This window comes from Kaistia soli DSM 19436 (assembly GCF_900129325.1).
In the GTDB taxonomy this organism is placed as follows: domain Bacteria; phylum Pseudomonadota; class Alphaproteobacteria; order Rhizobiales; family Kaistiaceae; genus Kaistia; species Kaistia soli.
On sequence record NZ_FQUP01000002.1, the window covers coordinates 507700 to 520955 of the forward strand.

The 13256-nt window shown below is 65.0% G+C and carries 12 protein-coding genes; 2 read left to right on the forward strand and 10 right to left on the reverse strand.

Annotated elements, in window-relative coordinates:
• Positions 1–11: 11 nt before the first annotated feature.
• The 6 genes from BUB39_RS11895 to hutI all read right to left on the reverse strand — a co-directional run bounded on the left by BUB39_RS11895 (position 12) and on the right by hutI (position 6954).
• Positions 12–956, reverse strand: a complete 945-nt coding sequence (locus tag BUB39_RS11895) for a bifunctional helix-turn-helix transcriptional regulator/GNAT family N-acetyltransferase (RefSeq protein ID WP_073053433.1) — start codon at positions 954–956, stop codon at positions 12–14.
• Positions 957–1122: 166 nt separating this feature from the next.
• A complete protein-coding gene (locus BUB39_RS11900) occupies positions 1123–1698 on the reverse strand; it encodes a HutD/Ves family protein (RefSeq protein ID WP_073053435.1) in 576 nt (191 codons plus the stop codon).
• A gap of 4 nt (positions 1699–1702) precedes the next feature.
• On the reverse strand, positions 1703–3376 hold the full coding sequence (gene hutU, locus BUB39_RS11905; RefSeq protein ID WP_073053437.1) for a urocanate hydratase: 1674 nt from the start codon (positions 3374–3376) through the stop codon (positions 1703–1705).
• An 8-nt stretch (positions 3377–3384) separates the two neighbouring features.
• The gene (hutG, locus tag BUB39_RS11910; RefSeq protein WP_073053439.1) at positions 3385–4185 is read right to left on the reverse strand and encodes an N-formylglutamate deformylase; all 801 of its coding nucleotides are present in this window, start codon (positions 4183–4185) and stop codon (positions 3385–3387) included.
• Position 4186: 1 nt separating this feature from the next.
• Positions 4187–5722 carry a histidine ammonia-lyase gene (hutH, locus tag BUB39_RS11915; protein ID WP_073053441.1) on the reverse strand — a complete coding sequence of 512 codons (1536 nt, stop codon included), beginning with the start codon at positions 5720–5722 and terminating at the stop codon, positions 4187–4189.
• The gene (gene hutI / locus BUB39_RS11920) at positions 5719–6954 is read right to left on the reverse strand and encodes an imidazolonepropionase (protein ID WP_425292909.1); all 1236 of its coding nucleotides are present in this window, start codon (positions 6952–6954) and stop codon (positions 5719–5721) included. The genes hutH and hutI overlap by 4 nt, the downstream gene beginning before the upstream one ends.
• A 120-nt stretch (positions 6955–7074) precedes the next feature.
• Here hutI and BUB39_RS11925 point away from each other — a divergent pair, with 120 nt between their 5' ends.
• Positions 7075–8424, forward strand: coding sequence for a formimidoylglutamate deiminase (locus BUB39_RS11925; protein WP_073053445.1), 1350 nt, complete (start codon positions 7075–7077; stop codon positions 8422–8424).
• Positions 8425–8447: 23 nt separating this feature from the next.
• Positions 8448–9191, forward strand: coding sequence for a histidine utilization transcriptional repressor HutC (gene hutC / locus BUB39_RS11930; RefSeq protein WP_073053447.1), 744 nt, complete (start codon positions 8448–8450; stop codon positions 9189–9191).
• Positions 9192–9234: 43 nt separating this feature from the next.
• Here the strand turns inward: hutC and BUB39_RS11935 are convergent, their stop codons facing one another.
• From BUB39_RS11935 to BUB39_RS11950, 4 genes are all read right to left on the reverse strand, one after another.
• Entirely contained in the window at positions 9235–10014 is a 780-nt protein-coding gene (locus BUB39_RS11935) for an ABC transporter ATP-binding protein (RefSeq protein ID WP_073053450.1), read from the reverse strand.
• 1 nt (position 10015) lies between these two features.
• Complete coding sequence (locus BUB39_RS11940) at positions 10016–10876, reverse strand: ABC transporter permease (protein ID WP_073053452.1); 861 nt, start codon at positions 10874–10876, stop codon at positions 10016–10018.
• 28 nt (positions 10877–10904) lie between these two features.
• Positions 10905–11873 (reverse strand): ABC transporter substrate-binding protein, encoded by a 969-nt coding sequence (locus tag BUB39_RS11945; RefSeq protein WP_425292912.1) that lies wholly within the window; start codon positions 11871–11873, stop codon positions 10905–10907.
• Between the two features lie 219 nt (positions 11874–12092).
• On the reverse strand, positions 12093–13250 hold the full coding sequence (locus BUB39_RS11950) for an alpha-hydroxy acid oxidase (RefSeq protein WP_073053456.1): 1158 nt from the start codon (positions 13248–13250) through the stop codon (positions 12093–12095).
• Between the last annotated feature and the right edge of the window lie 6 nt (positions 13251–13256).

A 13256-nucleotide genomic window follows, 5' to 3' on the forward strand; every position in this document is an offset into this window, starting at 1 on the left:
ATGCGCGATCGTCAGGGCCGCACTCGCACGAAGCGCTGTTCCAGCACCTCGCTGCCCCAGCGGCTGCCGCGCCGCTCCTCGGCAAGCACGAAGCCGTTCTGCTCATAGAGATGCCGCGCCGCATGAAGGCCGCCGAACGTCCAGAGATTCGTTTCGGCAAAATCGTGGACGTCTGCGAAGCCGAGCGCGGTTGCGAGTAGCCGCCGCCCGACGCCCCCACCGCGGACCGTATCGTCGACGATGAACCAGCGCAGATGGGCGACGCTGGGTTCCGCAACATCTGCCTCGATGGCGATCGAGCCGATCATGCGATCATCCTGAATGGCGGCCCAGACGTCGTTCCCCGGCGCATCGAGCTGGTCGCAGAATGCGGCGAGGCCTCCGGCGACCATGCTTTCGAAGCGTCGGCCAAAGCCGGCGGTGCGCGCATAATAGAGCGCGTGCATTTCGGTGATGCGGGCGACGAGGCCCGGGCGATAGCCGGCGACGATTTCGGTCGCTGCTGCCGCGCGCGGAGTCACGGGCGCTGCTGCAAGAGCATCGGCGTAAAGACTGAGACCGTTAAGGACGGTCGGGTGGTGTTTCGAGGGTAGCCGTTCCAGCGCGCTTGCGACCTGCTTACGCGCAAAGGCATGGATTTCGGCAACGCGCGCGCGTCCGGCGGCGCTGAGCGTCAGCTTCTTGCTGCGCGCATCCCCTTCGTCCGGCGTCTCCTCGATGTCGCCGGATATGACGAGCTTGCGCAGCATCCGGCTGATGCTCGACTTCTCGAGGCGAAGAAGCCCGCCGAGCTCGCGCGCCGAGATCCCGTCTCGGGCGTCGATCTCGATCAGCGCGTGGACAGCCGATGGTGGCAGGTCGGTTCCGGCGAAAGGACCGCCCATGAAGCCGAGTTCGCGGACGAGCTGCCGCGAGGCGGCGCGGATGTGATCAACGGCGATCTGCGATACAGGCATCGGTCGAACATCATATTGGTTGCATAATACAACGAAATTGACGCTCTGCGTTACCGGGGTCAAGTGGCGCCTGCCGATCGATGGACTTTCTCTCGGGCGCGGTGAGCGGAAGCCGGTACTGCCGTCTCGCCTAGGCTGAAATGGTCAGACGCCGCTGATCCGATTGCTACGCCCGGCGGAAAGAGATCACGAATATCTCCAGCCTATTGGCGGGCAACACATGAATGGGCGTTCTATCCCCATCGGTCAGAAGGCAATCGAAAGTCCGCGCTTCCCAACGCTGGTCGCCTGTAACGAGCCGGGCCGGACCTCCGAGAAAAATCGCCCCGTCGTCTCCCTCCGGCGCCAGCGTGCATTGGTCCTTGATCATCACGCGCGTCAGCGAGTGCCGCCACGCTGGTCGCCGGGTCATGACATTGAGGTCGACGGTTTCTCCATCGAGACAGTCGGCATGGATTTCGTCTTCGCCGGCGAAGGCGAACGGGTCTGCGCCCGGCCGCAGCACCGCCCCGCGCCCGTCGGCGAAGGTGAGCCTTATTCCACCGCCGGCTAGGCAGGACAGACTTCGGTCGACGCCCGCGAAGCGGGAGAACGGTCCGGAGACCGAAACGGTCGCGAGGCTGATGCGCCACAGGAACGCACCGGCGCTGCTTCCTTCCGGGAAGACGGCAATCTCCTGTGTCGTGCCGCCGCCATTCTTCCAGGGCATGGCGCGATAGGTCTCGAAGCGCAGCAATCGCATGGCGTCAGTTGCCGAGAATAGCCGGGAGTCGGAGGCCCTGCTCGCGGGCGCAATCGAGCGCGATGTCATAGCCGGCGTCGGCATGGCGCATCACGCCGGTGGCTGGATCGTTCCACAGCACACGTTCGATGCGCCGCGCCGCGTCGTCCGTGCCGTCGCAGCAGATCACCATGCCGGAATGCTGCGAGAAGCCCATGCCGACACCGCCGCCGTGATGCAGCGACACCCAGGTCGCGCCGGATGCGCAATTCAGAAGCGCGTTCAGCAGCGGCCAGTCGGAAACGGCGTCCGAACCGTCCTTCATCGCCTCGGTCTCGCGATTAGGGGAGGCGACGGAGCCGGAATCGAGATGATCGCGGCCGATCACGATGGGAGCCTTCAGCTCGCCGTTCCGCACCATCTCGTTGAAGGCAAGGCCGAGGCGATGGCGATCGCCGAGGCCGACCCAGCAGATGCGAGCCGGCAGTCCCTGGAAGGCAATGCGCTCACGGGCCATGTCGAGCCAGTTATGCAGGTGCGTGTTGTCGGGAAGCAGTTCCTTGACCTTGGCGTCGGTCCTGTAGATGTCCTCCGGATCACCCGAAAGCGCGGCCCAGCGGAACGGCCCGATGCCGCGGCAGAAGAGTGGGCGGATATAGGCGGGCACGAAGCCGGGGAACGCGAAGGCGCGCTCCAGGCCCTCATCCTTGGCGACCTGGCGGATATTGTTGCCATAGTCGAGCGTCGGGACACCGGCATCCCAGAAAGCCAGCATGGCTTCGACATGAGCGCGCATGGAGGCTCGTGCCGCCGCTTCGACGGCTTTGGGATCCGTCTCGCGCCGCGCCTTCCATTCGGAGAGTGTCCAACCCTTGGGCAGGTAGCCGTTGATCGGATCATGCGCCGAGGTCTGGTCGGTGACGATGTCGGGACGGATGCCGCGCCTTACCATCTCGGGCAGGATTTCCGCGGCATTGCCGAGAAGGCCGACCGACTTTGCCTCGCCGGCCGCCGTCCAGCGATGGATCATCGCCATCGCCTCGTCCAGCGTCTCGGCCTTTTCGTCGAGATAGCGGGTGCGGAGGCGGAAATCGATCGAATCGGGATTGCACTCGACGGCGAGGCAGCAGGCACCGGCCATCACGGCGGCGAGCGGCTGCGCGGCGCCCATGCCGCCAAGCCCGCCGGTCAGGATCCACTTGCCCTTGAGATTGCCGCCATAGTGCCGACGCCCGGCCTCGACGAAGGTCTCATAGGTGCCCTGAACGATGCCCTGCGAGCCGATATAGATCCACGAGCCGGCCGTCATCTGGCCGTACATCGCGAGCCCCTTTTTATCGAGCTCGTTGAAATGATCCCAGGTCGCCCAGTGGGGCACGAGGTTGGAGTTGGCGATCAGGACGCGGGGGGCATCTTTGTGCGTCCTGAAGATGCCGACCGGCTTGCCGGACTGGACCAGAAGCGTCTCGTCCTCCTCGAGATCTCTCAGGCTCGCGACGATGCTGTCGAAATCGGCCCATGTGCGTGCGGCCCGGCCGATGCCGCCATAGACCACAAGCTCGTGCGGGTTCTCGGCCACCTCCGGATCGAGATTGTTCATCAGCATGCGAAGCGGCGCTTCCGTCATCCAGCTCTTCGCGCTGAGCGCGGTGCCGCGGGACGCCCTGATGTCGCGGATGTTGTGACGAGGATTGGTCATGCTTTCCCCTAGGGTCTGGCGGCGAGCGCGATCGCTTCGATGCGCTGCAGGATGTCACGGAGATGCGGGCGCAGGCGCGCGGCCTTGGCCGTGTCATAGCCGAAGGGCGTCGCCTCGCTTGCGAGGTGGGTCGACTGGGCGAGTTCCATCTGGATCGCATGAACGCCCTCAAGCGGGCGCCCATAATGACGCGTCGTCCATCCGCCTTTGAAGCGGCCGTTGACGACATGCGTATAGCCCGCTGCGCTGGCGACGACGCTTGCCGCCGCGGCCTCAATCGCCGGGGTGCAGCTGGTGCCCGCATTGGTACCGATGTTGAAGTCCGGCAGCGTCCCCTCGAAGAGGAACGGGATCACCGACCGGATCGAATGGCAGTCATAGAGTACCGCGACGCCGTGCAGCGCCTTGACCCGCGCGATCTCGGCGGCGAGCGCCGCATGATACGGAATGTGGAACAATGCCGTTCGCGCGGCGATCGCGTCGGCGCCGGGCGCCTCGCCATCGTTCCAGATCGGCTGGCCGTCGAAATCCGTGATCGGCACCAGCCCGGTCGTGTTCTGACCCGGATAGAGACTGCCGCCCGCCGGATCGCGATTGGCGTCGATGACATAGCGGTGGAAAGTCGCGCGCACCATGGTGGCGCCGTCCAGCAGCCCGTCATAGAGCCGCTCGATATGCCAGTCGGTGTCGGCAAGGCACCGGCCATTGTCGTTCAGCCGCGACCAGATCTCACGAGGCACGTCGGTGCCGGTATGCGGAAGGCCAAGAATGACGGGCGACGTCCCGCGCGCGATGTCGACAACGCTCATATCAGCCCTCGAGACCCGGCAGGATGCCGGCGTTGATCGAGGCTGAGAGCGCGCCGCTCGCCACCAGCTGACCCGCGGCCGCGAGATCGTCCGCCATGTAGCGGTCTTCCTCCAGCGCCGGCACGACGGCGCGGATCGCGTGAATCGCCCTGGCCAGTTCCGGGCTGGTGGTCAGTGGGGCGCGGAAGTCGATCCCCTGCGCCGCCGTCAGGGCTTCGATGCCGATGATCGCGAAGAGGTTCTCGGTCATGGCGAGCAGCCGGCGGGCGCCATGGCAGGCCATCGAGACATGGTCTTCCTGATTGGCCGAAGTCGGCGTCGAATCGACCGAGGCCGGATGCGTCATCTGCTTGTTTTCGCTCATCAACGCCGCCGACGTCACTTCGGCGATCATCAGGCCGGAATTGAGCCCGGGCTTTCGGGCGAGGAAGGCGGGAAGGCCGAAGGAGAGCGCCGGATCGACGAGCAATGCGATGCGGCGCTGCGCGATCGCTCCGATCTCCGAAACCGCGATGGCGAGCTGGTCCGCGGCAAAAGCCACCGGCTCCGCGTGGAAATTGCCGCCCGAGACGACGGAATAGTCGGAGAGAACGAGCGGATTGTCGGTGACGGCATTGGCCTCGATTTCGAGCGTCCGTGCCGCCATGCGCAGAAGATCGAGACAGGCGCCGTCCACCTGCGGCTGGCAGCGGATGCAATAAGGGTCCTGGACGCGCTCGTCGCCTTCCCTGTGGCTCTCACGGATGGGCGAGCCTTCGAGGAGGCCACGCAAGGCGGTTCCCGCATCGATCTGGCCCTTATGGCCGCGCAGCGCATGGATGTCGGGATGGAAGGGCGCAGACGACCCCATGGCGGCATCGGTGGAAAGCGCCCCGGTGATCAGTGCTGCCTGTGCGGCCCTGTGGGCGCGGAAGAGGCCGGCCAGCGCCAGCGCCGTCGATGTCTGGGTGCCGTTGATGAGCGCGAGCCCTTCCTTGGCGGCGAACTCGATCGGCTTCAACCCCGCGCGCTCCAGCGCGGCGGCGCCGCTCATGCGCTCGCCGCCGAGGAAGGCCTCGCCCTGGCCCATCATGACGGCGGCCATATGCGCCAGCGGCGCGAGATCGCCGGACGCTCCGACCGAGCCTTTCTCGGGGATCAGCGGGACCACGCCGCTCTCCAGCATGTCCTCGATCAGCCTGACAACCGCGAGCCGCACGCCCGAGGCGGCGCGGCCGAGCGAGATCAGCTTCAGCGACAGGATCAGGCGAACGATATTCTCCGGCAGCGGCGCGCCGACGCCGCAGCAATGCGACAGGATGAGGTTGCGCTGCAGCGTGGCGACATCGGCCGCATCGATCTTGATCGAGGCCAGTTTTCCAAAGCCGGTATTGATGCCGTAGACAGGTTCGTTGCCGGCAGCGATCTCCGCGATGCGCGCAGCAGCCCGCTCGATGGCGGCATCGCATGACGGCTCGATCCGGACGGGCTCGCCGGTCCAGTAGATCATCTCCAGTTGCTGGAGCGTGACATGACCGGGTTTCAGAACGATGGTCATCTTGGGATCCATTCCCCCTTGAAAATCCGTGCATGCAGCGGGTTAAAGCCGATGCGGTAGACAAGCTCCGCGAGGCTCTCGATGTCCCAAACGGCGAGGTCGGCCGACTGGCCAGAGACGATCGTTCCCGTGCGGGCGCCCAGCCCGAGGGCCCGTGCCGCTTCCGACGTGACGCCCGCGATGCATTCGTCGACCGTCAGCCCGAACAAGGTTGCCGACATGTTCATGGCCAACAGCAGCGAGGTCAGCGGCGAGGTGCCGGGGTTGCAGTCCGTCGCGATGGCGATCGGCACGCCGGCCTGGCGAAGCAGGTGGACCGGCGGCGTCTGCTTTTCATTCAGCGTGTAGAAGGAGCCGGGAAGGAGGACTGCCACCGTCCCCGACCTTGCCATGGCATCGACGCCGCCCTGATCCAGATATTCGAGATGGTCGGCGGAAAGTGCCTGATAGGATGCCGCGAGCTCGGCGCCGCCCAGATTGGAAAGCTGCTCGGCGTGGAGCTTAACCGGAAGGCCAAGCGACCGCGCGCGGTCGAAGACGCGGGCGATCTGCTGCGGCGAGAAGGCGATGCCTTCGCAGAAGCCATCGACGGCATCGACCAATCCCTCCGCATGGGCTTGGTCGAGCCCGGGCAGGACCACCTCGGAAATGTAGTCGTCGCTGCGGCCGGAATAGTCGGCCGGCGTGGCATGGGCCCCGAGATATGTCGTCACCACGCGGACGGGACGGATGCGTTCCAGCGCGCGGGCGGCGCGCAGCATGTCGCATTCAGCCTCGATCGAAAGGCCGTAGCCCGACTTGATCTCGATCGTAGAAACGCCTTCGGCGAGGAGATGATCAAGTCTTGGCAAAGCGGTCTCGACCAGCGCGTCGACGCTCATTGCGCGGGTGGCATTAACCGTTGAGACAATGCCGCCGCCCGACCGCGCGATCTCTTCATAGCTCGCGCCTGCAAGGCGCAATTCGAATTCTCGTGCGCGATTGCCGCCGAAGACGAGATGCGTGTGACAGTCGATCAGCGACGGCGTGACGAAGCGGCCGTCCAGCTTGACCGTGTCGGCGCCGCGCGCCATGTCCGCTGGCAGATCGCTTTCTTTGCCGGCGAACAGGATGGCCCCGCCTTCCGTCAGGATTGCTCCCCTCTCGACAAGGGCAAGCCCAGAGGTGCCGGCACGTGCCGTGGCGTAGCGGAGGTCGCGATAGAGGTGTCGTCGCTTCACAGTCTCGGTCACGATGGATGAACTCCGCCGGAAAAGGGAGCGCTACCCTTTCAATCTCAGAAATAATGTATATACATAGAGTGGTGCCTGCAAGCCGTTTCTCTGGGCTGTGGCCGACACGAGAGGGCGTGGATGAGTGCGATCTTTGCGGAACTGGCCCTCGTCGACGGTGCCTGGCGACGGGATGTGCTGCTCTCGATCGAAGGCGGCGTGATCACCGCTATCGAGGAAGGCGGCTCCCCAGCCGATGCGTCCGATAATGCGGCGATCCTCGTTCCGGGCATGCCGAACCTGCACAGCCACGCCTTCCAGCGCGCGATGGCGGGACTTGCAGAAGTGCGGGGGCCGGCTGCCGACAGCTTCTGGAGCTGGCGGACCGTGATGTACCGTTTCGCGCTCGCCATGGAGCCCGAAGATGTCGAGGCCGTTGCCGCCGCGCTCTACATGGACATGCTCGAGGCCGGCTTCACCCGCGTCGGTGAGTTCCACTATCTCCATCACGGCCGCGATGGCGCACCCTATGCCGATATCGCAGAACTCGCCGCGCGCATCGTCGCCGCGAGCCGGACGAGCGGCATCGGGCTCACGCTCCTCCCGGTGTTCTATGCCTATGGCGGCTTCGGCAAGGCCGGCCCTCAACCCGGCCAGCGGCGCTTCATCAACACGCTCGACAGCTTCGCCGATCTGATGGCGGCGTGCCGAAAGCTGGTTGGCGGCGAACCCGGCGCCACGCTCGGCGTCGCGCCGCATAGCCTCCGCGCCATCAGCCCTGACGAATTGCCGGCGTTGATCGCACTTGGCGAGCGCGGACCTGTTCATATGCATATCGCCGAGCAGATGCGGGAGGTCGAGGACTGCCTCGCTTGGTCGGGTGCGCGGCCGGTGGAGTGGCTGCTCGCGCATACTCCCGTCGACGCGCGCTGGTGCCTGATCCATGCGACCCATATGACCGAGGCCGAGACAATCGCCATGGCTCGCTCGGGCGCGACGGCTGGCCTTTGCCCCATCACGGAAGCCAATCTCGGCGACGGCGTCTTTTCGGCACCCAGCTTTCTGCGGGAAGGCGGGTGCTTCGGCATCGGCTCGGATTCGAATGTCTCGATCTCTGTTGCTCATGAACTCCGTCAGCTCGAATATTCCCAGCGCCTGTTCCATCAGGCGCGCAACGTGATCGCAGAGCCCGGCGGCTCCACTGGACGCCGGCTGTTCGATGGGGCGATCGCGGGCGGAGCCGCCGCACTTGGCGTCCGCGCGGGGCTTTCAACCGGGGCCGACGCCGATATGGTATCGCTGGATGCCGGTCGCCTCGCCGGGGCGACTCCGGACCAAATCCTCGATCGCTGGATCTTCGGCGACGGGGTCGCTGTGGATGGCGTCTGGACGCGGGGCAAGAGGCTGGTATCCGGCGGAAGACATTGCAATCATGACGCAATACGCCGTGAATTCCGTTCAGCCATGGCAAGGCTTGTGGAGTGCGCCTGATTAGTCAGCCTGCTGGAAGCCCGATGGACGCCAAAGACACACCAAGCCTGACCCTGCATCAGAAGATCCTCGGAGACATCGAGCGCAAGATCGTATCGGGCGAATGGCCGCCCGGTCATCGGCTGCCATTCGAGGTCGATCTGGCGAAGTCCTATGATGTCTCGCGCATGACCGTGAACAAGGTCATGACGCAGCTCGCGCGGTCCGGGCTCATCGAGCGTCGCAAGCGTTCGGGATCGTTCGTTTCCCTGCCGCGTGTACAGGCAGCCATCCTGGAGATCAGCGACATCGAGGCCGAGGTCCGTTCTCTGGGGCGGCCTTACTCCTATGCGATCCTCTCCTCTTCGGTCCGCCGCATGGAAGATACCGACGTCGCGGACTGCGATATTCCCGAGACTTCGGAGGTGCTCGACGTGACCTGCGTCCACTATGCCGGCGGCGTGCCCTTTTGCATCGAGGAGCGGCTGATCAATCTTTCCGTCGTTCCCGAGGCGCGGGCGGGCACGTTCGAGACCAGTCCGCCCGGCGCATGGCTGCTCAAGCAGGCGCCGTGGAGCACGGCCGAGCACCGGATCTTCGCAGTCAATGCGGTGGGAGGCCTGCCGAAGCTGCTGAACATTCCCAAGAACGCGGCCTGCCTCGTCGTGCAGCGCCGCACATGGAGTGAACTCGGCCCCGTCACCCATGTCCGCCTGACCTATCCGGGCGAACAACACTCGATCGTCGCGCGTTTCGCGCCGGCCGGGCCCTCGTCGGATCGCTCCTGAGGCCGGCTTGACAGTTGGAAAGGATCCCGCCCGATGGGCAGGATCAGAGTTTCTCGTCCTTCGAGCCTGCTCGGATGGCTGCGAGCACGTCCTTCTGCAAGGCAATAAACGCGCTGCTGGCGATCATGTCCTGGTTACGCGGGCGGGAAAGACCGACATGGAACTCGGCGTGGATCCGGCCGGGGCCGATCGCCATCGCAATGATCCTGTCCGAGAGGTAGACCGCTTCCTCAACGTCATGCGTCACGAACAGCACCGTCAGCCGATGCTCCTCCCAGATCTGGGTGAGCAGTTCCTGCATCTCGTGCCGCGTCAGGGCGTCGAGCGCGCCGAACGGCTCGTCCATCAGCAGCATTTTCGGCCGATAGGAGAGCGCACGGGCGATTGCCACCCGTTGCTTCATGCCGCCCGACAGCTGAGACGGATAGGCGTCGGCGAAGCGCGTGAGCTTCACGAGCTCGATATGGGCCCGCGCAATGTCGCGGCATTCACCAGCCGACATCCCGGCGGCCTTCAGCGCAAACTCGACATTTTCCTGCGCCGTCAACCAGGGCAGCAGCGTGTAGGACTGAAAGACGACACCGCGGTCGAGGCCCGGCCCGACGATCGGCGCCCCGTCAGTCAGCAGCACCCCCTTATCGAAGCCCTGCAGCCCGGCGACGATCGACAGCAGCGTGCTCTTGCCACAGCCCGATGCACCGACGAGCGAGACGAATTCGTTGTCGGCCAGCTTCAAATCGATATCGGCAAGCGCGTGCATGGGGCCGCGCTTGCCCGGATACCATTTGTTGAGACCCGCGATCTCGAGCTTCGGCACGCTCATCTCACTGCCTCGACTGATAGCGGAACAGGACGCGCTCGAGCGCCTTCATCGACTGGTCGGTGATGAGGCCGAGAATGCCGAGGAACAGGATGTAGCCGATGATGGTCTGGGTCTGGAAATAGCGCTGCGAGACTGTGATCCGATATCCGAGCCCCGAAGTCGCGGCGACGAGCTCGGCCAGAACGAGCCAGGTCCAGGCCCAGCCGAGGCTGATCCTGAGCGTGTCCCAGATTCCCGGCAGCGCTGATGGCAGGACGATCCGGGCCAGGATCTTCGATTCGGACAGTCCCAGTGTCCGGCCAAGCCCGACAAAGTCTGGCGGGACGCGCTTGACGTTGTCCATCACCATCAGGACCTGCTGGAAGAAGGTGCCGATCCAGATGATGACGAATTTCTGCCCGTCGCCGGTGCCCGCCCAAAGGATGGACAGCGGCACGAAGGCGACGACCGGCATGTAGCGCACGAAGTCGACGAAGGGCTCGATCGCCGCTTCCCAGACACGGAAGCAGCCGATGAGAATACCGATCGGGATCGCCATCAAGGAGGCGAGGGCGAACCCGATCAGCATGCGATAGACGCTGATGCTGGCGTCCTTCCAGAGCGTCCCGTCCGCCGACAGCTCCAGCATCCGCGACCAGACGGTGCCGGGCGAGGGGAGGAAGATCGGCTTGACCAGACCCGAGGTCGTGGCCGCCCACCAGACAACCAGGAGGCCGGCGAATACGGCGATGGCGATCGCCAGAAAGGTCCTGCCATCAAGGCCCGACCCGATCCGGAACGCGCCGGGCGGCCGGCCGACGCCTGCCCGCGTATGCGGAAGGGCGTTGCGGCCGGAGGTGCTGGTTTCAACGGGCGAGGACATCTCTGGACTTTCGCCGCTTCACCATCCCTTACTTGGCTGCGGCGGCTGCGAAGGACGGATCGATGATCGCCTCGGGTGCGATATCTTTCGTCACCAGCTTGGCCTGCTTCGCGGCCTTCAGCACGTCGGCGAAGGTCTTGGAAGAGAAGCTGCCGGTAAGGGCATCATTGGCTTCCTTGACCGAATAATAGGTGACGCCGTCGAACGCCGTCGTCAGCTCGTCCGGCGAAGCGCCGACCGCTTCGGCGATGATCTTGCGATCCTCGTCGGTGTTCACGCGGTAGTCCGCGAGCGCCGCGTCCCAGGCCTTGAGCATGGCGACGACCTGGCCGGGCTTCGACTTCAGCACCTCGTCGCGCACGACGAAGACGTCCGAGATGAGGCCCGGATCCTCGCCAGCGGTGTAGAGAAGCTTCACGGCCTTGTCCTGGGCGCGGGCGGCCGAGATGTAGGGCTCGTAGGTGACGGCAACCGGGACCCGGCCGGCGATCAGCGCGCTGCCGGCATCGGAAGCGGGCATCGGCACGCGCGTGATGTCGTCCATCGTCATCCCGTTATTGGCGAGCGCGTAGTTGAGGAGGATGTCGCTGGTGGTGCCTTCCTCGAAGGCGACTTGCTTGCCCTTCAGATCGGCGATCGAATTGATGCCTTCACCGGCGACGATGGCGTCGGCGGTCAGGCTGAAGTCGAGCAGCATGACGATCTTCACCGGCAGGCCGGCCTCGACCATCCCGATCGCGGTATGGGTCGCGATATTGGCGGCGTCGAGCTGGCCACTGGCGAGGGCAGCGTTGATATCCTTGTCCTCGCTGAAATTCACGATCTCGACGTCGTTGAGGCCCTGCTTCGCGAAAAGGCCCTTCTTGGCCGCGACGTGCCACTGCCCATAGCCAAGCCACGGTTCGATGCCGAGCTTGAAGGAGCCCGGTTCCGGCGTCGTCGGCAGGGGCTCGGCCGCATGGGCAGCGCTGAGGCTACCGATCAGCGCCGCGGCCATGGCGATGGCACGGGTCGAGCGGGCGACGGTGTTGAGGTTGAGCATCCAAACAATCCCTCTGGTTCGGCGGAGTCGAAGTTCTCCGGTTCCATCCGCCTTTGTTGTCGTTTTCTGGTGGCTTGCGCGCAAGTTTGTTCTTGTTGTCCGATTATAAGTATAGATTTATTGCGCGTGTCGTTTCAAGCAGACTGATGGCTGGCGAGGCCGGGAAGCGCCATTTCAGGCCCTGGGCGCATCGAGGAAACGGACCGCCGAACGCCCGTTTCGCCGCAACGCGTCGACGGAATCGAGACCCATCAGGGCAAGGTTTATTGTCAGCTCCGTCCTGAAGATGTTGAGCAGCTTTGCGACGCCGGCCTCACCGCCAGCCGCCAGCGCGAAGGCATAGGAGCGGCCGAGCATGACGCCGGACGCGCCGAGTGCCAGCGCCTTGATGACATCAGAGCCACGCCGAAAGGCGCCGTCGATCAGGATGTCGATCTCGCCGCCGAGTTGTTCGGCGATCTCGGGCAGCGCCGATATCGTGGAGGGCGCGGCGTCGAGCTGGCGGCCGCCATGGTTGGAAATCACGATGGCGTCGGCGCCGGTTGACCTGGCCAGTTGCGCATCGGCTGCCGTCAGGATGCCCTTGATGACGAGCTTGCCATTCCATCGCTCACGCAGCCATGCGACGTCGGCCCAGCTGAGCGTCTTGTCGATCCGCCGCGACAGGTTCGCCGCCTGCTCAAGAGCGCCGCGGCCGAATTCGGCGCGGTGATCGACAGCTTCGACCGAGGGCGTTCCCTTGCCGAGAACGTCGAGGCACCAAGCCGGTCGCGTCGCCATGTTCATCAGCATGGCCGGGGTCAGACGCGTTGCGGCGCGAAAGCCGTTGCGCACATCCTTTTCCCTTATGCCGGTGATCGCCGTGTCGACGGTCACAAAGAGGGCGCCAGCACCGGCGCGCTCGGCACCGGCCAGCAGCTCCTCGGTGAGCCCGCGGTCGTCCAGGATATAGAGTTGGAAATAGCCTTCGCCGCCAGCCGCTCGCGCCACCGACCCGATTGAGCGGATCGAGAATGTCGAGAGGCACCAGGGGATGCCCGCGGTCGCCGCCGCACGGGCGGCTGCGATCTCACCGTCGCGCCGATAGAGGCCGAGAAATCCGACCGGCCCCAGCATCAGCGGGAGGGCCGCGCGATGACCGAGGATATCGGCGCAAAGATCCTGCTGCATCGACCCGCGCAGGACGCATTGCTCGAGCGCCCAGCGGTCGAAATCGTCGCGGTTGCGGCGGAGCGTGGTCTCGCCGAAGCTGCCGCCATCGATATAGTCGAAGAAGATCTTCGGCAGCCGTCGCCGCGCGGCGTCCCTGAAGTCATCGGCATTGACGATCATCGTGCT

Bases quoted from the DNA above. Each gene is read 5' to 3' on its own strand.
- BUB39_RS11925 (WP_073053445.1), top strand. From the start codon at position 7,075: ATGAGTGCGATCTTTGCGGAACTGGCCCTCGTCGACGGTGCCTGGCGA.
- BUB39_RS11900 (WP_073053435.1), bottom strand. From the start codon at position 1,698: ATGCGATTGCTGCGCTTCGAGACCTATCGCGCCATGCCCTGGAAGAAT.
- BUB39_RS11940 (WP_073053452.1), bottom strand. From the start codon at position 10,876: ATGTCCTCGCCCGTTGAAACCAGCACCTCCGGCCGCAACGCCCTTCCG.
- BUB39_RS11935 (WP_073053450.1), bottom strand. From the start codon at position 10,014: ATGAGCGTGCCGAAGCTCGAGATCGCGGGTCTCAACAAATGGTATCCG.
- BUB39_RS11945 (WP_425292912.1), bottom strand. From the start codon at position 11,873: ATGGCCGCGGCGCTGATCGGTAGCCTCAGCGCTGCCCATGCGGCCGAG.
- hutH (WP_073053441.1), bottom strand. From the start codon at position 5,722: ATGACCATCGTTCTGAAACCCGGTCATGTCACGCTCCAGCAACTGGAG.
- hutC (WP_073053447.1), top strand. From the start codon at position 8,448: ATGGACGCCAAAGACACACCAAGCCTGACCCTGCATCAGAAGATCCTC.
- BUB39_RS11950 (WP_073053456.1), bottom strand. From the start codon at position 13,250: ATGATCGTCAATGCCGATGACTTCAGGGACGCCGCGCGGCGACGGCTG.
- BUB39_RS11895 (WP_073053433.1), bottom strand. From the start codon at position 956: ATGCCTGTATCGCAGATCGCCGTTGATCACATCCGCGCCGCCTCGCGG.
- hutG (WP_073053439.1), bottom strand. From the start codon at position 4,185: ATGAGCGTTGTCGACATCGCGCGCGGGACGTCGCCCGTCATTCTTGGC.
- hutU (WP_073053437.1), bottom strand. From the start codon at position 3,376: ATGACCAATCCTCGTCACAACATCCGCGACATCAGGGCGTCCCGCGGC.